Origin of the sequence: Thiomicrorhabdus sp. ZW0627 (genome assembly GCF_029767005.1) — a bacterium.
GTDB lineage: Bacteria > Pseudomonadota > Gammaproteobacteria > Thiomicrospirales > Thiomicrospiraceae > Thiomicrorhabdus.
On sequence record NZ_JARUQR010000001.1, the window covers coordinates 260,372 to 284,803 of the forward strand.

Consider the following 24,432-nt stretch of genomic DNA (forward strand, 5'->3'; position numbering starts at 1 on the left):
GGAGTTTAAAGCGGTTCGGATTCGTATTCTACCGCTGCATCTCGCATGGCCTGGAGGTCCGATTCTTTTATCAGGTGGCGTTCCATGTTGTAGAGTCGACCATTCAGACGTTGTGACAGCTTGCGAGCCATCATGATCAGGTCATGCATCGCGGCCGGAGCACGTTTGGTAGTCGGCAACTCAAGAATCAAGGCAAGGCCAGGTGTCGTGTAATTGTGCAAGTTTTCGGCCGGGAACGTGCCGGGTTCAAGGATGTTGGCGACACGGATTATCTCATTACCTTTGTTGTCAGTTGTGACGTAGATCTGACTTTCGGTAAAACTCAATCCGACTCCCAATAGTGCTTGGTTGACGGTGTCCATACTGAATTCTTGACCGGAACCGCCTGTGCTTAATACCAGTAGAGCAAAAATTTGAGGTTCGGTCTTTTCACCTTGCGAGATCCCGGGAGAGATACCCTCCTGCTCTTTAGGGATTCCAAAATTGACTTTGGAATCCACTTCCGGCGCCACACCGACTTCATCAAGCGTATAAAGATCTTCAACTTCAAGAACGTGGTGTTTCGGGCCTGTGCTGGTTTGTTCAGCTTCGGCTTCAGCCGTTTGCTGGGCAGTTGTTTCCATTTCGAACTCGTCGCCAAAAGGAAGGCGTGCCTGGTTTTCAGGGACGCCCGGTTCTTGAAGATGGAGACGGGCTTCTGTTTGAGGTGAAAGCGCTTCATGCTGCTCATTTAAGGCATCGATGATACTTTCCTGTTCGTGTTTTTCTGTGATGGCTTCCGCTTCATCCAGATTAATGGTCTGTTCCGTTACTTGATTGGGTTGTTGCTCAGTCGCTTGGTCTTTGGATTTTATCTGTCGTTTTTTACTTAAAAAATAAAGTACCGCAATGACAATCACTGCAAACACCAGCAAGACTTGCTGTAACTCATTCATGAAAACGGCTCCAAAATATGCGTCTAAATCAAGTGATTCCTGAAACAGAGTTAGAAGAATCAAATTAGTTAGATTGTACCTTTTATAGATACGGAATTTCCAGTTTAAAGTCAGCTAAAATTCGGTTCATTTGCTGTGATTTGTTAAACTTGCGACTATTCTTTTTTTAGATTTGATTCGACGCCTGTCTAAGCAGTTGAAAATAACTGTTTTTTTATTGTGTGTCGAAATTCGACGGTTTTTCGGTGATAACGATATGGTATTAAATCCACATAATTTGTTTTCCAAAGAGCTCATTCTTGGCTTGGATATTGGTACAAGCGGTATTCGAGGAAGCATCGTTTCACTTGATCGATCCGTTATGGGGGCAAGTAGCGAAAAGCACTCGCATTGTGAGCTTTTCAGCGCACAGGTCGGTATGCCGATGCCGGATAGAAATTGCGCCAGTCGGCGCAGTGCACAGAATCCATTGGTTTGGATAGAGGCTTTGAAGAGGCTGTTTGCGAAATTGTCGGAATCGCCTTATTGGCAAGATATTGGCCACATTGTCGCGGATGCCACCTCTTCAACGGTGATGCTCTGTGATGGTGACGGAAACCCGCTTACCGAGGCTTTGATGTACGACGATCAACAGGCTCAGAATGAAGCGAAGCTTGTTGCAGAGCGCGCGCGAAAAATAGGTGTTGAAACCGGTGCTTTGGGGGCAAGCAGCACACTGGCGAAGGTGATGTTTCTCTTGCAAAAATCTGAACTGGCGAAAACAGACAATTCGGAGGTGTCAATTTGTCACCAGATTGATTTCATTAACCATTATCTTACGGGAAGTGTTGGCTTAACCGATGAAAACAACGCACTGAAATTGGGTTATGACTTGTTGGCAGAGGCTTGGCCTGACTGGGTTGTGAGGTTACTTGAGCAGACGGCGCACTCAAAACAGCTTAATGTTCTTCTTCCGAAAGTGAACAGGCCTGGTGAGTTTTTACAAGAGATTGATCACGAGGTGGCACAACGCTTTGGGCTATCTCGCCAGGTTCGTGTTTATTTAGGAACAACCGACAGTATCGCCGGGTTCTTAGCCTCGGGTGCTTCGTCTCCGGGTGACGGCGTGACCTCCTTGGGGTCAACCATTGCTCTTAAGCTGTTATCTGAAAAACCGATCTTCAATGCGGAGTTCGGTATCTATAGCCATCGCTTGGGTAACAGCTGGTTGGTCGGTGGCGCGTCGAATGCCGGCGGTGCCGTTTTGTTGTCTTATTTCAGTCTAGACGAAATCAAAGATTTGGTCGCCTATTTAGAGGATCATCATGCAGCTAAGCGGCTTGAGGAATTTTATACCGACCGCTTTTACCCGATTTTGCACCCCGGAGAACGGTTTCCGATCTCAGATACTCGGATGCAGCCGAGACTGCCGTCGCCAGAGCCGAAGGAGAACAGTTCAACTGAAGAAAAAGCGGCTTTTTTGTTGGGGCTGCTTCAGGGGCTCTGTCATGTCGAAGAACTCGGTTATAATCGCCTGCAACAAATGGGTGCGAGCCGTTTACAGCGAGTTTTTAGTGTCGGTGGCGGAACTCAGAATGCGTTCTGGCAAGCTTTGAGGGCCGTTTATCTGCCTGTGGAACATAAAAAACCGCTTTCTCTTGATGCCTCTTTCGGCGTAACCCGATTAATCAAATAACAATCAATAACGATAATAAAAAAGGAAATTAGTATGAGCCATTTGTCCACTCAAGATTTGATCGATTCTTTAAGCCGCGGCGCGGTAGCATTTGAGATGGTTATGCAAACGATCGATGCAGAATATGAGTTTACCCCTACCCGCTTCACTAATGGGGATGCCGTGAACGAGTCCGGAACTAATAATGGTTCGTGTAAGATTTTTGCTTTCGCTAAATTGAATGGACTTGATGAACAGATGACATTGAATGCATTTGGTGACTATTACATGGTGGATGTACTACAACACCCTGATAACCAGGATCACCAGAATATCCGCAATTTTATGCAGACCGGTTGGAATGGTATCGAGTTTGACGGTGTAGCTTTGGTAAAAAAGGCTTAATAGAGCAAAGAGAGAATTGCAAAATCACCAGGCCTGGTGATTTTGCTTTAGAGGACGCTAATAATATCAGTTAGCGTGAACTTTCTTGACAAGTTCCAAGTCAAGATAATCGTGACCGTGGTTTTCACCCGCGATGACTGAGAACGATTGGTCGGATTCACCCATGTGATCCAATACCAAGTGCGCATCACTGAAGTCATCTTCTTTCGTATAGTCATTGATGGTGATGATGGTCTTAACGTTTGCACCTGTAGAAGACTGGATACCGTTCGAAGAATCTTCAAACGCAATCGCTTCTTCCGGTTTTAGGTTCATCTGTTCCAAAGCCCAGTCGTAAATGTCCGGAGCCGGTTTTTTGGCCGGAACGATGTCACCTGCGGCAATCACTTCAAACCAGCTTTCAGAATCCGGTCCCAAGGTGCTTTCCAACAAAGCCGTAACGTTTGCAGGTGTAGTGGTTGTGACCACAGCCATGCGCATGCCGCTTTCGCGCGCTTCATTAATTAGACGTTCAACGCCCGGACGAAGTGGAATCGCACCTTCTGCCAGCAGTTTGGTGTAAAAATCTGTTTTGGAAGCGTGTAGACCTTTGACGAAATCATCAAAATCTCCAGGTTTTTCGAAATCGGTGTTGAACTTTTCCAGATAGAAACGGATGCGTTCTTTACCGCCTGTTACTGCAAGCAGTTCGCCATATAGGGCTTCATCCCAATGCCAGTCCAAACCTGCCTTCTCAAAAGCCAAGTTGAACGCAACGCGGTGTCCGTCCTTTTCCGTGTCGGCCAAAGTTCCGTCAACGTCGAATAATAGTGCTTGTAATGTTGCCATAAGGATTAATCCCCTAGTACTTGATGAAATTGTTGAAGAATTCTCATAGATATAGGGACGAATAGCAAGTAATACAAGTTTTCTTGTCGACAAAAATTAGAGTTTTATTGTGCTAATCGAAAAAAAATTTTGCTTGTTGCCTCATATAAAACCTGCTATAAAATGCTGTTAGGAATTTTATTCTAAGGCCGGAAATGCCACCCCTGCTTTTTACGGGACTTATATGAAATTCTGAAAACAAAAAATAATAGATAAACTAATACGACAAAAAGACTCCGTCTTTTTGGGAGAAAAACAGATGGATATTCAGACAGACTTTATTGAGGATTACCCTCCTTACGTGCCTGAAGAGGGTGAGGAATACATGAGTCCGCGTATGCTGGAACATTTCAGAAAAAAACTATTGGCCTGGAAGCAACAGTTGCTTGATGAAGCCAATTCTACGGTTTCTCACTTGCAGAAAGATTCGGAAACACCGGCAGATCCAAACGATCGTGCCTCTCAGGAAGAAGAGTTCGCACTGGAACTTCGTACCCGTGATCGTGAAAGAAAGCTGATTGCTAAAATCGATAAGTCGTTGAAAGACATTGAAAGCGGTGAGTACGGTTATTGCAAAATGAGCGGTGAAGAGATTGGTTTAGGGCGTATGGAAGCTCGACCTACTGCTACATTGACAGTTGAAATGAAACGTAAACAAGAGATTCGCGAGAAGCAAGGGGTTGCATAATTCGCTCCGCATTTCTGTTTTGATAAGCCAAGTCTAATCAACTTGGCTTTTTTGTTTAATTTTCTTATAAAGTATCGATTTTGAATACAGAACAACTCATTGACAGTCTGTGTTTGCCTGAAAGCTATCCCCACTCTGTTGAAGTCATCACTACCATCGAAACCCATATCTCCGTGGTGTTCTTAACGGGCCCTTATGCCTATAAACTTAAGAAACCGGTCGATTTCGGTTTTCTGGATTTCACACAACTTGATTCGCGCAAGCATTTCTGCGAACAAGAATTACGTTTGAATCAACGTACGGCCCCAAATCTCTATCTGGATGTCGTTCCTCTGTTTTTGGATACGAATGGAAGAATTACGTTTGATCAGAATCTCGCTGGTGGTTCATCCGCCAAACCGATTGAATATCTGCTTAAGATGAATCAGTTCGACCCCAACGGTGTATTGGGGCGCTATCTAAGTGATCATGACCTGTCGAAAGCACAGGAACGGGAACTAGCCAAGCAAATCAGTCAATTACATCTCAATGCACGGATTGTTGAGGGTGACTCCCATCTTGGGGAGCCTAAAACCATCCTACAGCCGATGTTGGATAATTTCCCGACACTGCTTGAAAACTGTACCTCGGAATACAAGCCACGGTTGGAAAATCTCCTGAATTGGACTCATCAACGTTTTGCAGATCTACAAGAGGACTTGGTCAATCGCAAGAAACTCGGTTTTGTTCGTGAATGCCATGGTGATCTTCATCTCGATAACATCACGTTAATTGATGACCGCCCCACTCTGTTTGATGGAATCGAGTTTAACGATGAATTCCGTTGGATAGATGTGATTAGTGACTTGGCTTTTCTACTAATTGATTTGGATTTTAGGGATAAACAAGCTTTAAGAAGACGAATTTTGAGCACCTATCTTGGGTTTACCGGAGATTATGCTGCTTTGAAATTGCTGAGGTTTTATCAGGTTTACCGTGCTTTGGTTCGGGCGAAGATTTCCGCACTACGCTTGGGGCAGATTCCTAAAAATTCAATTGAATATCAACACTATAGAACGATAACGTTACAGTATATCGAGCAGGCGGAAGGCTATGCGCTTACGTCTTCTTCCAATAAGTTGATAGTGTTGCAAGGTGTTTCCGGTTCTGGAAAAAGCCATTTTGCCGAACAACTGCTGTCGGAACTAGATGCTGTAGTGATCAGTTCAGATATTGAACGTAAGCGGCTCTATGGCATTTCCCAGACAACTCGTGTCCCGGAGGAAGAGAAATCCACTTTATATTCGGCAGAGATGAGTCGCAAGACTTATGCGAAGTTGCTAGCGCTTTCTAAACAGCTTCTTGAGCAAGGGCAATCGGTCATTGTCGATGCGACCTTCTTAAAATCGGAACATCGTCTCCCTTTTTATGAAACCGCGCGTTCTTTGGGGTGTGAGCCCTACCTAATTTATATTGAAACTGATACTGATACGGCTGAAGTCTCCATTCGCCAGCGTTCTCTTGCTGATTTGAGTCCTTCGGATGCTGATGAAGCGGTGATGAATCGACAGCTTGAATTTATTGAGCCCCCGAGTAAATCGGAGCCTTCATTAACGCTTTCGGCAGAAGGGTTGCGTAAGGTTTTTCCTAGAAATAAGATTCAAGAATTCCTGCAACTGCCGTTAACCTGATAAAGAAATTTATCAATGATCGTTTCTAAAACGGTTTCAAGGCTGGCGAGTGACAAAGGTATGTATCGACTTTGGGTAAAAATTTTCGGAATTGGATTATTGGCAATGTCTTCAGCCAAAGCTGCTGGTAATCCGACGAAATCCGACGCGTCTGTTGATTTAAGTGCAGTGCGCTTTCTTGGGCTCGAGCTGAAATCCGCTGACCTCAATAAGGTACGTGAACATCTTTGGGCAATCGGCGGTTTTGACCAGGCACGTTCAACGGTGCGGCAGCGAAATATCGACAAGTTTTTTACTAAGTCGCGCATTCGTGACAGTTATTATGTCGAGTTTCACTACAATAACGCAGGGAATGTCACTTCCGTGAAAAGACTTTACCGCCCCTATTCGACCGAAAACAGTAATCGACGTACAGCAATCAGTACCAAAGAGGTTGCACTGCAACTGATTCCTGATTTGGGGCAACCGTTACAAGTTGAGACAAAAGGCTGGGGAGGCACTTTGACGTATTCCAGTTACCGTTGGGAAGATGATACTATGAGTGTTGTAATCGATCGTGAAGGTAGTGAAAAACTGGGTAATGTATTTGTAGAGTACACAGTTAAAACCGAATCACCTTATGCGATTGCGGAAAAGTAAAAATGATTAATATGGAATTCGACGGTAACAAGATATGAATGTTCAGAACAATCCCGCCTCGATCGCTTTAACGGGGATCAATCAAGGTTTTGAACGCTTGGCGGATAACACCCAGAAAATCGTTAATCCGCAAAGTGGCGAGCAAATGGAAGCCTTGGTCGACAATACACAGGTCGAAAAGCAGGTTCAAGCTTCGACTAAAGCCTTGAAAACCTATGACGGTATGATTGGTACCCTGCTTGATGTCATGGCTTGATAGCTAAACTTTTAGCTCTCAGGACTTACAAGCCTATTTAGTCACACTCTTTTTTAAAAAATTTCTAATCTCTTCTTCCGCTTCCGACATATGCTCGAAAGCATGACTTCCCCCATTGAACAGTCGTGTTACATGATTCGGGTTTCCGGTTCGATACATTTCATATGATTGTCGATACGGAATAACTTCATCCTTCTCATCCAATAACAGCAAGCACGGTATTTCATCATTGGGCTTGCAGTAGTAATTGGCCAGATCGTTTCGATAGGTTTCATCGATTATTATCGTTTCACCACTGTAAGGGTTTTGATGTTCACCCATGTAGTCTTTCATCAGGCCGACTGGGTCCAGTGCAGGATTGATCATGATGTAAGGCACACGATATTGTTGGGCTAGGTACTGTGCATAGAATCCACCCATCGAGGAACCGATTAGGAACCACGGGACATGGGAACTTGGAAGGCCTGTATCTTCAATGTACGCCTGTAGGAAATCGACGCTTTGCGAGGGATTCTGCATGGAGTAACTGGGCGTGAAAAGTTTGCAGGAGACAGCTTGGTTGTTAGATGCGGTAACGTTTTTCAAACGCTGTTTGAGCCACTGCCCTTTCTGGCTGTTGCCGCTGCTTAAAAAGCCGTGTAGATAGACGCCACCGCATTGCTGCATTCTGTTAAAATTTCCTTATGATTAAAACACCTGAAATCGTTCAACGTCCCTTTTCCCAAGAAGTCCATTCAGCCTGTATCAAACTGGGTTTGTCGGATATCCAAGCCAGATTGGTCGCACAACGAACGGACACCATCGAAAAGTTACCGGAAACGGTTTTTCCTAAATTAAAACATATCCAGCATCCCGACGCTTTAAAAAACTCCCAACAGGCCGCCCAGTTGATTGCTGATGCGATTCAATCGGACGGTGCGATCGTTTTAGCGACCGATTACGATACCGATGGCGTGACTTCCGCATGGGTTGCCGTTACAGCTTTAATTGATTACTTCGGTGTCCCAAAGGAACGTGTAATCCATGTAATTGGGGATCGTAAAACCGGCTATGGCATTACCGATGAAGTGTGTGAACGTATCTTGGCAATCGAGGATCCGATTTCATTGGTGATTTCCGCAGACCAGGGATCGAGCGACGAGCCAAGGATTCAACGGCTAAAACAGGCTGGTATCGATGTTTGCGTAACTGACCACCATCAGATGCCGATCGAGGGTGTGCCGGTGAGCGCAGCCTGTACCGTCAACCCTCAGCAGGAAGGTTGTGAATACGATAAAACCATTGCAGGATGTTTCGTGATCTTTCTGGTTATGACGCAGGTGAGACAAGCCTTGGTTCAACGAGGCTATCTTCAACCTGACAGCCCTTCCCTCAAGGCGCTCTCTATGAATGTTGCATTGGGAACGATTGCAGATAGTGTCAGTCTTAAAAGCCCTAATAACCGAGCAATCGTCAACGCCGGTTTGCAGTTCATCAACCAATTCGACCAGCCAAGCTGGCGTGCGATGAAAGCGCTTAATGACAATCAGGGAGAACCATTTAATGCCGAGTATCTGGCGTTTCAGGTCGCTACACGTATTAACGCCGCTAGCCGGGTAAGTGATGTCACGACGGCTTATCATTTCCTGACGGCAGAGACGGAAAATGAGGCCAAAGGTTACCTTGATCAGCTAGATGCGGATAATCAGGATCGCCGCTCGCAACAGCAGCAAATGTTGGAAGACGCACAACAAAAAGCCGGTGAACTGTATCATCCGCAAAAATATACTTTGGCCGTGGCTTTGCAGGGTAATGCTGGGATTCAGGGCATTATTGCCACACGAATTGGTGAGAAGTTCGGTTTGCCGACCGTTATTCTGACGGATTTGAATGACGGCTACCTGGCGGGCAGTGGCCGTGGGATCGTCTCAGACGTCGATTTGCGTGAAGCCTTCCAGTGGATGTCTGAACAGGATGACGCACTATTCAGATCGATGGGCGGACATAAGGGGGCTGCTGGTTGCATGATTCCAATCGAGAAGTATTCCGTCTTCGCGGAGCTTTTCGAACAAGCGGTGCAAAACCAATTGGGTGACAAGCCCCCTGTTCCGCTTCTGGAAACCGACGGTCAGCTGGAAGACCATTTACTCGTTCCTGAATTGATTTATCATTTGAATATATTGGAACCTTACGGACGGGAATGGCCACAACCTAGCTTTTCAGGTGAGTTCGAAATTGTTCAGATCAAAGAAGTCGGACAAACCAAGGTTCACCTGTCTTGCAGACTACGCACCGATAACGGAAAGACGCTTCAAGCTATCTACTTCAATGCCAAGCAGCACGAGGACGACGTTATGCCGTTTCGTCCTAAAGATCGCGTGACTTGTGTCTATCAGCCCGGTCTGAATCATTTCGGTGGACGCACACAACTCCAATTGCGTCTGCAATGGATGCAAAAAAGCGTCTAATTCAGCCTGAATGATTGTCTATTCTGCTTTCTTTTGGGAAGATGGTTTGCGTCATCTTTCACATTGAAAAATTAGAGGGTTATTCATGAATCAGGCAAATTCAGGTTTGCAGAAGTTGCAGTATTTTCCTGCAAGTTTTTTCGGCATGGTTATGGGAATTGCGGGACTAAGCATCGCTTTTATGAAATCCGGTTCGGTAATCGAATGGGGTCCGGCTACCGGTCAATACCTGTTAATGTTCACTGCTGTTTTATTCGCTGTTCTCCTGGCGAGTTATCTATATAAAGTATTACGTTTCAAAGATGCGTTTTGGGCGGAGATGAAGCACCCGGTGAAGATGAATTTCATACCAACCATCTCCATTAGTCTGTTATTGCTAAGTGTCGGATTCTGGGAGTTGGAGCAGGTCAAAACCTCGTTCAATCTATGGCTACTGGGGGCGTCATTGCAATTAGTACTGACCTTGTGGCTGCTGTATAGCTGGATTTACCACGATTTATTCAAGATCGAACATTCAAATCCCGCTTGGTTTATTCCGATTGTCGGTAACATCATTGTACCGATAGCTGGTGTACAGCACGTTCCCGGTGACATCAGTTGGTTCTTCTTTGCAATAGGAATTGTCTTTTGGCCGCTTTTGAAAGCGGTTTTACTATACCGTCTTATCTTCCATCCGCCGTTGCCGGAAAAGTTGATGCCGACGCTGTTTATTTTTATCGCTCCACCAGCGGTAGGTTGCATTTCTTATCTGACGTTGAATCATTGGGAAGTTGATGCGTTTGCCCGTATTTTATATTTCTTCGCTCTGTTCTTTACGCTGTTTCTGCTTTTCTCAATCAATAAATTCCGTAAATTGAGTTTCGCGCTTTCCTGGTGGGCCTATACTTTCCCGTTGGCGGCGATGGCGATCTCTTCATTCATGATGGGAACCGCACTCCATAGTACCGGATATCAATGGATTGGTGCTGTTATTATGGTCGGATTGGTTGTCATGATTGGCTGGCTGTTTTATAAAACTTCATTAGGGGTAATAAATAATAAAATTTGTACGCCGGACAATTAATCCTTAACCACCCATGTGATTTAATAAAAAAGCCCATCTAGAATGGGCTTTTTTTGTGAAACAATTCATTCTTATGAGTTTTACACGATTAAAGGCGGTTCTTGATTCTCCAAAAGCGCCTAAGGTGCTGCGGCTGAATGTGATAGCGGTAGCCATCACCGAGTTCAAGCAATAAAGAATTTATCTTTTTTTCCTTCAGTAAGGCCAGCAGTGGCTTCATCCATTCGTTTTCTAGCCAGTCGAGGGTTTCAAGCCACTCTTCCATGCTGAGATGTTCGAGTTTGTAGTAAATGGTATCCGGCATCAATAGGTGTTGCTCACCCTCCTCCAGAGACCAGGCCTGTCGGGTTTGTGGAAAAGGAGTTGAACGTGCGTCACAGAGCGCTGCCATTGACTTCAAATAGTGGTCGTTGGACCAGATCATGGCGTTTTCACGTTTAAACAGGGCATTGTGGTTTAACTGCCCTTCTCCCCAGAGCCACACGCCATTAATCTCCGCTAAGCCATCATTTCGACGCGATTCATTGACTTCGTGATTAAAGAACAGCATAGAGGCTTCATTAAGCAATTGGCGCCAGTATTGTGCAGCGTTGCCAGTCGGGTTGTTACCTTCGATCGATCGATAGCTGACCGCTTCTAACGATTGGGTGTGCAGGTCGATAGGTTGTTTGATCCGTAGGAACCAATCCGTAGGGCTGCCGTATTCGATGCGAACACGGTCCTGTTCGAAGTGTTGATTGAAGCTTTCGATCAAGGATTTGGCTTCGCTCTCTTTAATCTCTAAATCCTTACCGGGAATCAGTACCAATGTGTCGCGATCCGGAACCATTTGTACCGGATCGATTTTAAGCCAGAAATCATCGGCTGTGAAATCGTCAAAGAGCTGGGACGCCAGAGTTGCGGCAACTGGCAAGGTACTTGATTGATGGAAAAGTTGGCAGGCCGTGCTGTAGAAGTCACGGTTTTGAGGTTTGCCCAGGTTGGACTGTAACGGAAACAGATCTGCTTTTTTGAACAGGATCTGTAGGGCCGGAAAATCCTTGCTTTTGAATGCCGGGCCGGCTTCCTGGATTCTTTGGCTGTCCAAAAGGCCGGGAAGCCAGAAAGTAACTGCTTTTGACATGATGTTGAACCTTTTAAACCTTGAGTCCGCTATGGTCGTAATTATAGGGTTGTTGTCAGGTTTTTCATAACAAAAAAACCGGGGGAATCCCGGTTTTAAATGACTTGATATGAAACTTCTATCTTATTGAAAATTTAGGATAATCTTATCCAAGAAAGTTCAATATTTCTGTTTCTATATCATTTTTATCGATGACCGTGGACTGGCTGACCGGCTGATCAAACAAGGCCTGGATTTTAGCCGGGATTTTAACCTGGGCTTTTTCGGCGATGATCTTCAGTGCATCGATGTCGTGTAGATCGGTTACGCCAGAAATCGCATTGGCGATGACCGGTGAGAACTTAGTCCATTCCGCCGTCGAATAGACGATGGTTTTCAATGATGGTTGTTTTCGACAGGTTTCATAAGATTTGAAACAAGTCGCCGTATGAGGGTCCATCAGGTAACCTTCTTCAAACGCTTGCTTGATGTAGGCTTCCCCTTCTTCATCGGTACAGAAATCCGCTGCGAAAATGGATTGGATTTGCGCCAATTCATCCGCTGTCAGTTCATAGTGCTTTTCTTTATCCAAAGCGAACATCAATTCTTTGGTACGTGCCGCTCCGAACAGGTCGAACAAAATGCGTTCAATGTTGGAGGACTTAAGGATATCCATTGCCGGTGAGGTTGTCGGAATGACTTCCAGGTTTCTCAAGTCATAGACACCGGTCTGAATGAACTTAGTCAGAACGTTGTTGTTGTTGGATGCGATCAGAATCTGTTCGACCGGTAAGCCCATCTTGTAAGCGTAGTATCCACCCAACGCATTACCGAAATTTCCGCTCGGGACGTTCAGGTAGACTTTATCCCCTAGCTGAATCGCACTCTGGCGAATCAATTCAAGATAGCTGTGGACGTGATAAATGGTCTGGAAGATGATGCGTCCGAAGTTAACAGAATTGGCTGCTGACAGGGAAACCTGATTATCCTTGAGCTTCTCTTTAAATGACTCAGAAGTCAGTAACATTTTTAATGCGCTTTGCGCGTCATCAAAATCGCCTTTGATGCCGATGACTTTCAGGTTGTCGGCATCTTCGGTTACCATCTGTAGGCGTTGTACATCGGATGTACCGCCTTCCGGATAAAGACAGGCAACCTGTACGTTTTCTTTGTTTCTGAAGGTATCCAGAGCAGCCGGGCCGGTGTCACCGGAAGTGGCCGCCAGAATCAGGTATTTTTCTTTACGGGCTTGTGCGATAGCCGAAAGCACGGTTCCGAAAGGTTGAAGCGCCATGTCTTTGAAAGCACGTGTTGGACCGTGATAAAGTTCACTGACATACAGGTCTTCTCTGACTTTGACGACAGGAACCGGGTTCTTCGGATCATCGAAATGGTCGTAAAGGTTCAATGCGGCCGTGATGATTTCCGGTTCGATATCGATTTCAAATTCGTCCAAAATGGCTCGTGCCAGAGTCTTATAGTCCGAATACAGGTGCTTTTCAAGGAATGCAAGACCCAGCTTCGGCAGGCTTTTAGGAGAATAAAGGCCTCCGAAAGATGACATTGGGCTCAGGATCGCTTGGGAAAAAGTGATCTCTAAAGGAAATTGGCCGTCGTTGCCACGTGTTTCAATAAAGTTCATAAGAAGATGTCCAACACAAAAATATTAATTAGCGGGAATTATACAGTTAATTCGAATCCAACATAACAAAGCCGGTTATAAACCGGCCTCTATTAAATAGATTTAAGCGCTCAGCCTAATGAATCGACACGAATACGCATGATCTCGCCGTCGATTTCTTTCAGCGCCTGCAAGGAGGCCAATGCGGTATTGAGATCCGACTCTTTGACAGTATTGGTGATCATAACCAGAGTTGCATCGTTTTTGTTGCTGGTACTCGGTTCTTGAAGCATATGCTCAACACTGATGTTGTATTCGGCAAGGATCGTGGTGATTTTCGCTAAAACACCTGCGTGATCCAAAGCGAAACAACGAATGTAATACGCCGATTCAATTTCATCAATTGAAACAACAGGTGCCTGCTCTAGGTGGTCTGCCTTAAAACCAAGTGCCGGCACACGATCCTCTTTCGGTTGATCCTGCCAGCGAATAACATCGATAATGTCAGCTACAACCGCGCTCGCCGTCGGCCCTGCCCCGGCTCCCGGGCCGTAATACATAGTCGGTCCGACATGGTTGCCATAAGCCATAACCGCGTTCATTACACCGTTAACGTTGGCGATCAGTACCGATTTAGGAACCATTGTAGGATGCACTCGCAACGAGTAGCCATTCTCGGTGCGGCTAGCCATACCTAGGTGCTTAATTTCATAACCTAGCTGAGAGGCGAAACGGATGTCGTCTGCACTTACCTTACTGATGCCCTCGGTATAGACCTTGTCGAACTGAAGTTCAATTCCGAAGGCGATGGAAGCCAGGATAGTCAGTTTGTGTGCTGCATCAATCCCTTCAACGTCAAAGGTCGGATCCGCTTCGGCGTAACCAAGTTCTTGAGCAGTCTTCAAAACGGTCGCAAAGTCGGCACCCGGCTGTTTCATTTCTGTAAGGATGTAGTTTCCAGTACCGTTAATGATTCCGGCTACCCACTCGATCTCATTACCTGCCAGTCCTTCTCTCATCGCCTTAATGATTGGAATGCCGCCTGCTACGGCCGCTTCATAAGAAACGATGACGTTGTGTTTGTCAGCTAGAGCAAACAGTTCGTTTCCGTATTCTGCAATCAATGCTTTATTGGCGGTAACGACATGCTTGCCGTTCTGAATGGCTGTTTCAAGAAGTGATTTAGCAAGTGTGGTACCGCCCATCAGTTCGACGACGATGTCGACATCCGGATGGTTGACGACATCGCTTGGTTGATCGGTCACTTTAATGCCGGTCGTGTCAACCGGACGCGCACGGTTTAGGTCACGTACAGCAATAATGGAAACTTCAATCGTCTGGCCTAGGCGTCGCTGAATTTCCGACAATGACTTTTGCAGGATTTCAACGGTACCGCCACCGACGGTACCCAACCCTAATAGACCAATTTTGACTGCTTTCATTTTTACTTGTTTCCTGTTTGTTTTGCTATGTGTGATTTTGTTTAATCTTGTTTAATCAATCCGTCTTTGCGGAACATGTCACGAATTCCTCGAATCGCCTGGCGCGTACGGTGTTCATTTTCGATCAGGCCGAAACGGACATAGTCGTCACCGTAGTCACCGAAGCCGATTCCCGGAGAGACGGCCACCTTGGCATCAGTCAGCAATTTTTTAGAGAATTCAATCGATCCCATCGACTTATACTCTTCAGGAATCGGTGCCCATACGAACATGGTCGCTTTAGGCGGTGTGACATTCCAGCCGATCGAGTTCAATCCCTGGCAAAGTACATCGCGACGTAGCTTGTACATGTCGCAGATTTCCTGAACGCACTCCTGCGGGCCTTCAAGTGCAGCGATCGCAGCAACCTGAATTGGCGTGAACGTACCGTAATCCAGGTAGGATTTCATGCGCTTCAAAGCGTTGACCAAAGTCGGGTTACCAACCATGAATCCGACACGCCATCCAGGCATGTTGTAACTCTTCGATAAAGTGTAGAACTCGACTGCGATGTCTTTCGCCCCTTCGACTTGCAGAATCGATGGCGCCTTATAGCCGTCGAAAACAATGTCTGCATAAGCCAAGTCGTGAATGACCCAGATGCCGTGCTCTTTAGCAATGGCAACGACCTTTTCAAAGAATTCCAGCTCAACGGTCTGAGTTGTCGGGTTACCAGGAAAGTTCAAAACCAGCATCTTAGGTTTTGGCCAGGATTCCTTGATGGCTTTCTCTAGCTCATCAAAAAAGTCCACTTCCGGGGTCATGCGTACATGGCGGATGTCGGCACCCGCGATTACAAAACCGTATGGATGAATCGGATAAGCAGGATTCGGGACAAGGACGGTATCGCCCTTATCCACAGTAGCTAAAGCCAAGTGGGCCAGCCCTTCTTTCGATCCGATCGTGACGACCGCTTCGGTGTTTGAATCCAAGTCGACGTCGTAATTTTTTTTGTACCAGTTACAGATCGCTTTACGTAAACGCGGAATTCCCTGTGAAACTGAGTAACGATGCGTCCCTTCACGTTGTACGACTTCGATCAATTTATCAACGATATGTTTCGGAGTGTCTTGGTCGGGGTTCCCCATACCGAAGTCAATAATGTCTTCACCTCTTCTACGAGCCTCGGCTTTTAATTCGCCGACGATGTTGAACACATAAGGTGGAAGTCTTTTAATTCTTTGGAACTCTTCTATCACGAAAATTAGCCTTCTGTAAGCCACGCAAAAAAGCGGTAAAATAGAAATTTTTTATAAACGACTAATGATACAGAAACATTTCATTTCGTCAATTGATAATCATCATTAAATCCGCTTTAATAGCGGATTTGTGGCGAATGCTGAGATAGCCTTCAAATATCTAAAACGGGACCATAATTTATGAAATTTACCGAACACCGCGACTCGAACGTTTATGCGGTAAAACGATACGAATCCGGAGAGGTTAAAATCAACGATCAGGTCGTCAATCAAAGCTGTTTTCTGAATCAGAAGGAATTAGTCAGGGAATGGTCTTGTAACCATATTTCCAAATTGGAGGAGCGGCATCTGGATCAGTTAATGTCCCTGAATCCAGAAGTCATCATTCTAGGAACTGGTGAACAACAAGTTTTTCCTGAGCCGAGGCTGTTTGCCCATTGTGCACGTAAAGGAATCGGACTGGAAGTGATGAACAATGTCGCCGCTTGTCGTACTTATAACGTGCTGACGACCGAGGATAGAGAGGTAGTTCTGGCTTTGATCATGGAGCCCGAAAACGATTGATGTGAAAGCCGTCAGTGTCCGTTGAAGAGCTTTTTCACATCGACCTTTCGGCCTCGATAACGGGCTTCCAGATAAAGCTTTGGTCGATCGGTTTCGCCGCTGGCGCCTAGGGAAGCGATTGTTTGGCCGGATTTGACCGCTTGACCTTCCTTGACAAGTAAGCGGCTGTTATGGGCGTAAGTGCTCAGATAGCCACTGGGGTGCTTGATCATGACCAGCAAACCAAAATGCGCGATTCCGTCGCCAGCGTAGACTACCTCGCCTTGTTCGACGGCTTTGACCGGAAGTCCCGGAACGCCGTAGATTTCAAGTGAATTCAATCCTGAAGGATCTCTCTTGTATTGATATTGTAATTTAGTGTCCATAGGCCACTTCCAAGAGGCAGATTTCTTGGAAATCAAAGACCTCTCGAAGTGTTTTTTTGCCGTAGAACCGTTTTGCGGAATCACTAATTTCTGGTTAAGGTAGATCGTATAAGGTGGGAGCAGATCATTTGCGTAGGCAAGCTGATCCATGTTGATCTTGCATTTGACCGCGATCGTACTCAAGGTATCCCCTCTCTTCACTTTGTATTGCGTTCCGCAGCGGGAATGCCCATTGCCTGTTGAGCTATAATGAGATTGTCCTAACCGTAAATATTCCGAATCATTGGAACTTGGTGTGCTGCTGCAACCTGACAAAAGAGAGAAGGAAAGTACGGTGGAGGCCATTACCACCGTTTTGCTTTGTATGGACTTTGATTTTCGTATGTATTGAAGGGATTCGAAAGTCATCGTTTCGCCATGGTTTATGTGAGTTTTACGATCAAATAAAATACGATCAGAGCAACAGCAAGCCACCCCAACCAATCGATCCATTTGCGGATTTTTTCCTGATATCGTTCGCCACCGACTTTCATCACCCATGCGACCAAAAAGAAGCGTGCGCCGCGACCGACCAACGAAGCCAGTAAAAATGGCAATAGCGCCATGTTAGTGGCTCCGGCGGTAACTGTAAACAGTTTGTAAGGTATGGGGCTGAAACCGGCTACAAATACGATCCAAACGCCATACTCCTCAAAGAATCCTTCAACTTCATGATAGCGTGCCTCGTAGCCGATTGACTGAATCATTGGCCACACAAGCTCTAGGAGCCAGTAACCGATGGCATAACCTAAAAGGCCACCTATCAGTGAGAAAATGGTTGCAATCCATGCGTATTGGAACGCTTTTTCCGGTTTCGCCAGAGCCATCGGCATGAGCATGACGTCGGGTGGAATCGGAAAGAATGAAGATTCGGCGAAACTCATGCCGCCCAAATACCAAGGGGCTTTCGGGTGTTTAGCCCAGGTTATAGTTTTATCGTAAAGAGTAGAAAACAGGCTCACGCTTCAATCCCTTGTTTCATCGGAACAAACAGTACTTCGCCCAAGCAGGTTTCTTTGACACCTGTCGAAGTTTTGATGAATCCATATAATAATTGTTCTTTTTCGCCAATCGGCATGACAAGTCTGCCTCCGGTTCTAAGTTGGGTGATGAGTTCTTCAGGAAGCTTTTCAGGCGCTGCGGCTGAAATGATCCCGTCGAAAGGTGCATTGGATGGCCATCCCCAGTGCCCATCACTCAAGTCGAAAGTAATGTTGCTCAGATCCAAGGATGCAATGACATCTTTGGCTTTTTTCATCAAAGGCTCGATACGTTCAACACTAAACAATTTATCGACTAACAATGATAATACGGCCGTCTGATAGCCGGAACCGGTACCAATTTCTAAAACCTTATTCATAGTTTCATTGGTTCTGTCGGCGAGTAGCCATTGAGTCATCGTGGCGACAACGATGGGTTGTGAAATGGTTTGACCGTAACCGATCGGTAGAGCTGTATCCTCGTAAGAGCGGGTTCCCATCGCTTCATCCAAAAAAAGGTGCCTTGGAACGACACGCATCGCATTAAGTACAGACTGATCCGTTATACCGAGGTCAACGAGCCTGCGAATGAGACGGTCTCGCGTCCTTTGAGACGTCATACCGACACCTTGGTGGCGTTGAAAGGCGCTGTTTGGGTATTTCGCTGGTTGCGACAGAAATTGTTGAGCCAGTAGTGCGTTCAGGTTCAAGGATTCGTTTTTGCCCATTGTTGTAGTGTTTCCATCATCTCGTAGTGACTAAGGTCGATCTTAAGCGGTGTGATAGAGGCGTAGCCGTGCTCTACCGCATAAAAATCTGTACCCTCGCCTGCATCGGCCGCATCACCGGCGGGACCGATCCAATAAATCGGTTTGCCACGCGGATCGGTTTGTTTCACCACCGGTTCCGAGCAGTGACGTTTACCCAAGCGGGTGATCTTGATACCCTTCAGTTCTTTTAGCGGGATGTCGGGCACGTTGATATTGATAATGGTGTCCGAGCTGATCGAGGGAAGTTGGTTTAAAAATTTAACGAGTACATAAGCTGCGGTTTCGTAATGACGGTCTCCGCATAAAGAAATCGCAATGGACGGTTTACCAAGAAAACGCCCTTCTGTCGCGGCAGCGACCGTCCCAGAGTAAAGGACGTCGTCTCCCATGTTGGCACCGTCGTTTATGCCTGAAAGGACAATATTCGGCTGAAAGTCTAGAGCACCGTTGATGCCGAGATGAACGCAATCGGTTGGTGTGCCGTTGACGCTGAAGATGCGGCAGTTATTAGGGAGTTCTTTGGTAGATTGGCTCTGGATGCGTAAAGGTTCCAGTAGAGTCAGGGAGTTGCTCGCTGCACTGCGGTTACGATCTGGAGCCAGCATCACCAGCTCTTTAAAATCGACTTGTTGACGTAAAGTGTCAAAGAGAACCTTAATACCGGGAGCTAAATAACCGTCGTCGTTGGAGAGCAGAATGTTCATCAGGTAAAATAACCCATATCCATAATTTTTATAATAAGAAGATTATATAGTGTCTAAGTTGTCAGCAGAAGATAAATCCTTATTTACTGAAGCGATGAGCGGTGTGGAACCGCTTAACCGTAATGCTAAGGTGTCCCATCATCAAGCCGATCAGCAACAGGCCCGTTATCGAAAAGCCTTGAAGGGAATAAGGCAGAAGCAACGCCAGGCAGTTTCCGAGGTGGATGTGATTGAGACGCTTGATACAGCTGATACGGTGGGTGCGTTCGAGAGTTTGATGTATCACCGTAAGGGTTTACGTCTTCAGGAATTAAGCCGGCTTAAGCGAGGTGAGTTTCCGATTGAAGCCGAACTTGACCTGCATGGCATGACCGAAATTTCTGCGGACGAGTCTCTTCAGGCTTTTGTGCATCGTTGCTATCAGGCGCACAAGCGCAGTGTTTTAATCATACATGGTAAAGGGTATAACTCGAAAACCGATGCACCTGTGCTGAAAAACTTGGCTAATAAGCGTCTTCGTCAACTGAAGAATGTGATTGCATTTTGTAGCGCACAACCTAAAGACGGTGGTACAGGTAGCGTGTATGTACTGTTAAAAGCACGCTAATATTACTTTTAAAACATGGACTTAATGTGAAGAGTTGATTTTTATTTCGAACAGGCCTGTTCGAAATGGAAGCAAGTTTCGAAATGAATTATTGTGAAACTGTTTGGTTGTTTGTCGGCACACCGTCATTTTGCAACGAGGCTTCTGCCTTTTCTTCTGTTAGGCTATTTTCTTTTCTGGGTTTTGTTTCAATCACTTCTACAAAAACCTCGTCTTTGGCGATCATGCCCAACGTCTGTCTTGCTAAAGTTTCTACCGAGCTGTCTTGGGTTTGCAGGTCTTTTACTTGTTGGGACAACTCTAAATTTTGTCTCTTTTGGTAGGCCAACTGATCTTCAAGCTGCATAAGTTGATTCTGCAAACTAAAAAGCTCGCCGACCCCACCGTTAGATGAGAGCAAGCGAGCTAATAAAATAACAAGAATGAGTCCTAAGATCAGATAAAGACGTTTCATAAAACTTCTGTGTTCCGACCTGAATATGGACTCATCAAAGCGCCAGATTACTTCAAGTTATAGAATGCAGCTTTACCAGGGTAAACCGCTTCTGAACCTAAAGCTTCTTCGATACGGATCAATTGGTTGTACTTGGCGATACGGTCAGTACGTGACAAAGAACCGGTTTTGATCTGTCCTGCACCTGTTGCCACTGCGATGTCGGCGATGACAGTGTCTTCGGTTTCACCGGAACGGTGAGAAACAACCGCGGTATAACCCGCTTTCTTAGCCATTGCAATCGCTTCGAAAGTCTCGGTCAAAGTACCGATCTGGTTAATTTTGATCAGGATAGAGTTAGCGATGCCCTTTTCAATCCCTTCTTTAAGGATTTTAGGGTTGGTAACGAACAAATCGTCACCAACGATCTGCAGACGATCACCGAACTTTTCAGTCTGTAGTTTGAAGCCGTCCCAGTCAGACTCATCCAAACCGTCTTCGATCGAGATGATCGGGTATTTGTTAACCCACTCACCTAGGAAATCAACCATTTCAGCTGAAGTCAGAGTTTTGTTTTCAGAAGCTAGGAAGTATTTACCGTCCTTGTACAGTTCGGAAGATGCTGCATCCATAGCAATCATGATGTCATCGCCTGCTTTGTAGCCAGCTGCTTCGATGGCTTCAAGGATAACGGTAATCGCTTCTTCGTTTGACTTAAGGTCTGGCGCGAAACCACCTTCATCACCTACTGCTGTATTGTAGCCTTTGTCGTGCAATACTTTTTTAAGTGCGTGGAATACTTCTGCTCCGTAGCGAATTGCTTCAGACATAGAAGGTGCGCCAACCGGCATGATCATGAATTCCTGGAAGTCAACCGAGTTATCAGCGTGCTCACCACCGTTGATAATGTTCATCATCGGAACAGGCATCTTGTAATCATCTGTCTTAAGGTATGCATACAGCGGTAGGCCTTTTGACTGTGCTGCCGCTTGTGCTGTTGCGATAGAAACGGCCAAAATAGCGTTTGCACCCAGGCGACCCTTGTTTTCGGTACCGTCAAGTTCGATCATGGTGTTATCGATATCAGACTGGTTAGTAGCGTCTTTACCGATAAGAGCGGATTTGATTTCCGTGTTGATGTTATTAACCGCAGTTAAAACGCCTTTACCGCCAAATTTGGACTTGTCGCCGTCACGTAGTTCGATCGCTTCGCGTGAACCCGTAGAGGCGCCGGATGGAGAGATACCACGTCCGAAAGAACCATCTTCCAAATAAACATCTGCTTCAACGGTAGGGTTACCACGTGAATCGATCACCTGGCGCGCTTTAATATCTTTAATTAATGACATTCTTTTTTCCTGTTTAACTTAAATTTTTTATATCTGGTTATTTTAAAACGGTTATATAACAAACGGATGACAATTTTACTGTCAAATTGAATTTTCAATGAACCCTTCAGATTTAACCAAGTCATCTATATGTTTCAAGGTGGTCAGCAAAGGTTTTAAATTACCAATCGGCCACATGTTTGGGCCATCACTCAATGCCTTTTCCGGATTTGGATGGGTTTCCATAAATAAACCGGAAATTCCAACCGCTGTAGCTGCACGCGCCAAAACCGGAACCATCTCTCTTTGACCGCCGGAAGTGCTTCCTTGTCCACCAGGTTGCTGTACCGAGTGTGTGGCATCGAATACGACCGGGCAACCCGTGCGGCGCATGGTCGATAAGCCCCTCATATCCGACACCAGTGTGTTGTAACCGAAAGAGGTTCCGCGGTCACAAACCATAATGTTTTCATTGCCTACTTCACGCGCTTTGGCGACAACCTGATCCATATCCCAAGGTGCTTGAAACTGCCCCTTTTTGATATTGACCGGCAAGCCCTGGCTACAGACACGCTGAATAAAGTTGGTTTGGCGTACTAAAAAAGCAGGTGTCTGTAGAACGTCTACAACATCCGACACTTCCTCAAGCGGCGTATCTTCATGTACGTCTGTCAGAACTGGTACACCAATCTCGTCTTTGACTTTTTGCAGAATGCGAAGCCCTTCTTCGATTCCCAGACCACGAAAGCTATTGGTCGATGTGCGGTTTGCCTTATCGTAGGACGATTTAAAAATGAAAGGGATACCAAGCTCGTCCGTCATCTCTTTCAACTGGCCAGCTGTATCGATGGCGAGTTGTTCCGATTCGATAACACAAGGACCCGCAATCAAGAATAAAGGTTGATCAATGCCTGCTTCAAAGTGACATAATTTCATTAAATCAGGCTCCCTGAGATTGCTGATGCTGGTTGGCCGCTTCAACGAAAGCGGTGAATAATGGGTGTCCGTTACGCGGAGTTGAAGTGAATTCCGGGTGGAACTGGCAAGCTACGAACCAAGGATGTTCAGGGATTTCAATGGTTTCAACCAAGGTTCCGTCTTCTGAACGTCCGGCGAAAACCAATCCAGCTTCTTCTAGCTTAGAAATGTAGCCGTCATTCACTTCATAACGATGGCGGTGACGTTCGTTGATCATTGAGCTACCGTAAATTTCCTTGATTTTAGAACCGTCGTTCAAGCGGCAGTTCTGGCTACCAAGGCGCATAGTACCGCCAAGGTCGGTCTCTTCGTCACGCTGAACCTTTTGACCGTTTTCATCAGTCCATTCGGTAATCAATGCAACAACCGGATGTGGTGTGTTCGGGTTCAGTTCGCTACTGTGCGCATCTTTGAGTCCTGCGACGTGGCGGGCGTATTCGACAACCGCCATTTGCATACCAAGACAGATACCCAAATAAGGGATCTTATTTTCACGTGCGAACTGTATCGCAGAAATCTTTCCTTCCACGCCACGTTCGCCGAACCCACCCGGTACCAGAATCGCGTCCATGTACTCCAGGCAGGAAGTATCGGATTTTTCGATCTCTTCCGAGTCGATGTAATGGATGTTGACTTTGGTTTTGGTATGAATTCCAGCGTGAATCAACGCTTCGATCAGCGATTTGTACGCTTCAGTCAGGTCGACGTATTTACCGACCATGGCAATTTCAACCGAGCGCTTAGGGTTAAGTTGGGCGTTGACGACGGCATCCCAATCTGAAAGATCAGGTGCCGGCAGATCCAGCCTAAAACGGTTCACAACCAAGTCGTCCAGGCCTTGTTCATGAAGCATGCGAGGAACTTCATAAATGGTTCTTGCATCCAATGAATTAATAACGGCTTTTTCTTCAACGTTAGTGAAAAGCGCAATTTTAGTCTTTTCGTTTTCCGCCAACGGAATTTCGGAGCGACAGATCAAGATATCCGGCTGGATACCGATTGAGCGCAACTCCTTAACAGAGTGCTGAGTTGGTTTGGTTTTAACTTCACCTGCTACTGCGATGTAAGGAAGAAGCGTCAGGTGCATAAACATGGCACGGTCGCGCCCTACTTCAATGCTTAGCTGACGGATTGCTTCTAGAAATGGTAGAGATTCAATATCCCCCACAGTCCCGCCGACTTCAACCAGTGCGACGTCATAACCTTCCGCAGCTTTCAAGATACGGTGCTTAATTTCATCCGTAATATGCGGAATGACCTGAACGGTTCCACCAAGATAGTCTCCACGACGTTCCTTGCGGATAACGCGCTCATAGACCTGTCCTGTCGAGAAGCTGTTGCCTTTCGTAAAGTGTCTTTGAACAAAACGTTCGTAATGGCCTAAATCCAAATCGGTTTCGGCACCGTCGTCAGTAACGAAAACCTCGCCATGTTGAAACGGACTCATGGTACCTGGATCAACGTTGATATACGGATCCATTTTTAACATACTGACTTTTAGGCCGCGCGCCTCTAGCAAGGCACCTAATGAAGCAGCCGCAATACCCTTACCTAGGGATGAGACTACACCACCTGTCACAAAAATAAATTTAGTCATTTATTCACACTTTATTGAAAGGTTGGAAATCAAGATTTTG

At 46.0% G+C, this 24,432-nt stretch carries 25 protein-coding genes; 10 read left to right on the forward strand and 15 right to left on the reverse strand.

Annotated elements, in window-relative coordinates:
- Window positions 1-5 precede the first annotated feature (5 nt).
- On the reverse strand, window positions 6-935 hold the full coding sequence (locus QCB45_RS01325) for a cell division protein ZipA C-terminal FtsZ-binding domain-containing protein (RefSeq protein ID WP_279418735.1): 930 nt from the start codon (window positions 933-935) through the stop codon (window positions 6-8).
- Window positions 936-1,191: 256 nt separating this feature from the next.
- Here QCB45_RS01325 and QCB45_RS01330 point away from each other — a divergent pair, with 256 nt between their 5' ends.
- Complete coding sequence (locus tag QCB45_RS01330) at window positions 1,192-2,610, forward strand: FGGY-family carbohydrate kinase (RefSeq protein WP_279418736.1); 1,419 nt, start codon at window positions 1,192-1,194, stop codon at window positions 2,608-2,610.
- Window positions 2,611-2,643: 33 nt separating this feature from the next.
- Window positions 2,644-2,994, forward strand: a complete 351-nt coding sequence (locus QCB45_RS01335; RefSeq protein ID WP_279418737.1) for a HopJ type III effector protein — start codon at window positions 2,644-2,646, stop codon at window positions 2,992-2,994.
- A 66-nt stretch (window positions 2,995-3,060) separates the two neighbouring features.
- Here QCB45_RS01335 and QCB45_RS01340 read toward each other — a convergent pair whose 3' ends face one another.
- Window positions 3,061-3,822, reverse strand: coding sequence for an HAD family hydrolase (locus QCB45_RS01340; protein WP_279418738.1), 762 nt, complete (start codon window positions 3,820-3,822; stop codon window positions 3,061-3,063).
- 298 nt (window positions 3,823-4,120) lie between these two features.
- Between QCB45_RS01340 and dksA the strand changes: the two genes are divergently transcribed.
- From dksA to QCB45_RS01360, 4 genes are all read left to right on the forward strand, one after another.
- Window positions 4,121-4,549 (forward strand): RNA polymerase-binding protein DksA, encoded by a 429-nt coding sequence (gene dksA / locus QCB45_RS01345; RefSeq protein WP_279418739.1) that lies wholly within the window; start codon window positions 4,121-4,123, stop codon window positions 4,547-4,549.
- An 80-nt stretch (window positions 4,550-4,629) separates the two neighbouring features.
- Window positions 4,630-6,219 carry a bifunctional aminoglycoside phosphotransferase/ATP-binding protein gene (locus QCB45_RS01350; protein WP_279418740.1) on the forward strand — a complete coding sequence of 530 codons (1,590 nt, stop codon included), beginning with the start codon at window positions 4,630-4,632 and terminating at the stop codon, window positions 6,217-6,219.
- Between the two features lie 15 nt (window positions 6,220-6,234).
- The gene (locus QCB45_RS01355; RefSeq protein ID WP_279418741.1) at window positions 6,235-6,858 is read left to right on the forward strand and encodes a hypothetical protein; all 624 of its coding nucleotides are present in this window, start codon (window positions 6,235-6,237) and stop codon (window positions 6,856-6,858) included.
- A 34-nt stretch (window positions 6,859-6,892) separates the two neighbouring features.
- On the forward strand, window positions 6,893-7,114 hold the full coding sequence (locus tag QCB45_RS01360) for a hypothetical protein (protein ID WP_279418742.1): 222 nt from the start codon (window positions 6,893-6,895) through the stop codon (window positions 7,112-7,114).
- Window positions 7,115-7,147: 33 nt separating this feature from the next.
- Here QCB45_RS01360 and QCB45_RS01365 read toward each other — a convergent pair whose 3' ends face one another.
- Entirely contained in the window at window positions 7,148-7,780 is a 633-nt protein-coding gene (locus QCB45_RS01365) for a YqiA/YcfP family alpha/beta fold hydrolase (protein WP_279418743.1), read from the reverse strand.
- Between the two features lie 17 nt (window positions 7,781-7,797).
- On the opposite strand from QCB45_RS01365, the gene QCB45_RS01370 reads away from it, so the two are divergent.
- Window positions 7,798-9,561, forward strand: a complete 1,764-nt coding sequence (locus QCB45_RS01370) for a DHH family phosphoesterase (protein WP_279418744.1) — start codon at window positions 7,798-7,800, stop codon at window positions 9,559-9,561.
- Window positions 9,562-9,646: 85 nt separating this feature from the next.
- Complete coding sequence (locus tag QCB45_RS01375; protein ID WP_279418745.1) at window positions 9,647-10,624, forward strand: SLAC1 anion channel family protein; 978 nt, start codon at window positions 9,647-9,649, stop codon at window positions 10,622-10,624.
- A gap of 88 nt (window positions 10,625-10,712) precedes the next feature.
- Here QCB45_RS01375 and QCB45_RS01380 read toward each other — a convergent pair whose 3' ends face one another.
- From QCB45_RS01380 to alaC, 4 genes are all read right to left on the reverse strand, one after another.
- Window positions 10,713-11,747: a hypothetical protein gene (locus QCB45_RS01380; RefSeq protein WP_279418746.1), complete on the reverse strand. Its 1,035-nt coding sequence runs from the start codon at window positions 11,745-11,747 to the stop codon at window positions 10,713-10,715.
- 145 nt (window positions 11,748-11,892) lie between these two features.
- The gene (gene thrC / locus QCB45_RS01385; RefSeq protein WP_279418747.1) at window positions 11,893-13,368 is read right to left on the reverse strand and encodes a threonine synthase; all 1,476 of its coding nucleotides are present in this window, start codon (window positions 13,366-13,368) and stop codon (window positions 11,893-11,895) included.
- Between the two features lie 110 nt (window positions 13,369-13,478).
- On the reverse strand, window positions 13,479-14,789 hold the full coding sequence (locus QCB45_RS01390) for a homoserine dehydrogenase (protein WP_279418748.1): 1,311 nt from the start codon (window positions 14,787-14,789) through the stop codon (window positions 13,479-13,481).
- Between the two features lie 41 nt (window positions 14,790-14,830).
- Window positions 14,831-16,027: an alanine transaminase gene (gene alaC / locus QCB45_RS01395; protein ID WP_279418749.1), complete on the reverse strand. Its 1,197-nt coding sequence runs from the start codon at window positions 16,025-16,027 to the stop codon at window positions 14,831-14,833.
- A 180-nt stretch (window positions 16,028-16,207) separates the two neighbouring features.
- Between alaC and QCB45_RS01400 the strand changes: the two genes are divergently transcribed.
- The gene (locus QCB45_RS01400) at window positions 16,208-16,591 is read left to right on the forward strand and encodes an Mth938-like domain-containing protein (protein ID WP_279418750.1); all 384 of its coding nucleotides are present in this window, start codon (window positions 16,208-16,210) and stop codon (window positions 16,589-16,591) included.
- Window positions 16,592-16,602: 11 nt separating this feature from the next.
- Here QCB45_RS01400 and QCB45_RS01405 read toward each other — a convergent pair whose 3' ends face one another.
- Genes QCB45_RS01405 through surE form a run of 4 tightly spaced genes read right to left on the reverse strand, consistent with a single transcriptional unit; the run spans window position 16,603 to window position 19,449 of the window.
- On the reverse strand, window positions 16,603-17,496 hold the full coding sequence (locus QCB45_RS01405) for a peptidoglycan DD-metalloendopeptidase family protein (protein ID WP_347710065.1): 894 nt from the start codon (window positions 17,494-17,496) through the stop codon (window positions 16,603-16,605).
- Window positions 17,379-17,957, reverse strand: a complete 579-nt coding sequence (locus QCB45_RS01410) for a DedA family protein (RefSeq protein WP_279418751.1) — start codon at window positions 17,955-17,957, stop codon at window positions 17,379-17,381. Before QCB45_RS01410 ends, QCB45_RS01405 begins: the two co-directional genes overlap by 118 nt.
- Entirely contained in the window at window positions 17,954-18,703 is a 750-nt protein-coding gene (locus QCB45_RS01415) for a protein-L-isoaspartate(D-aspartate) O-methyltransferase (RefSeq protein ID WP_279418752.1), read from the reverse strand. The genes QCB45_RS01410 and QCB45_RS01415 overlap by 4 nt, the downstream gene beginning before the upstream one ends.
- Window positions 18,682-19,449: a 5'/3'-nucleotidase SurE gene (gene surE, locus QCB45_RS01420; RefSeq protein WP_279418753.1), complete on the reverse strand. Its 768-nt coding sequence runs from the start codon at window positions 19,447-19,449 to the stop codon at window positions 18,682-18,684. The genes QCB45_RS01415 and surE overlap by 22 nt, the downstream gene beginning before the upstream one ends.
- Window positions 19,450-19,498: 49 nt before the next feature.
- Between surE and QCB45_RS01425 the strand changes: the two genes are divergently transcribed.
- Window positions 19,499-20,056: a Smr/MutS family protein gene (locus tag QCB45_RS01425; RefSeq protein ID WP_279418754.1), complete on the forward strand. Its 558-nt coding sequence runs from the start codon at window positions 19,499-19,501 to the stop codon at window positions 20,054-20,056.
- 88 nt (window positions 20,057-20,144) lie between these two features.
- On the opposite strand, the gene QCB45_RS01430 is transcribed toward QCB45_RS01425, so the two are convergent.
- The 4 genes from QCB45_RS01430 to QCB45_RS01445 form a co-directional block, all read right to left on the reverse strand.
- A complete protein-coding gene (locus QCB45_RS01430; protein WP_279418755.1) occupies window positions 20,145-20,510 on the reverse strand; it encodes a septum formation initiator family protein in 366 nt (121 codons plus the stop codon).
- A gap of 47 nt (window positions 20,511-20,557) precedes the next feature.
- A complete protein-coding gene (gene eno, locus QCB45_RS01435) occupies window positions 20,558-21,838 on the reverse strand; it encodes a phosphopyruvate hydratase (RefSeq protein ID WP_279418756.1) in 1,281 nt (426 codons plus the stop codon).
- An 81-nt stretch (window positions 21,839-21,919) separates the two neighbouring features.
- Entirely contained in the window at window positions 21,920-22,753 is an 834-nt protein-coding gene (kdsA, locus tag QCB45_RS01440) for a 3-deoxy-8-phosphooctulonate synthase (protein WP_279418757.1), read from the reverse strand.
- Window positions 22,754-22,757: 4 nt separating this feature from the next.
- Window positions 22,758-24,392, reverse strand: coding sequence for a CTP synthase (locus QCB45_RS01445; protein ID WP_279418758.1), 1,635 nt, complete (start codon window positions 24,390-24,392; stop codon window positions 22,758-22,760).
- Window positions 24,393-24,432 lie beyond the last annotated feature (40 nt).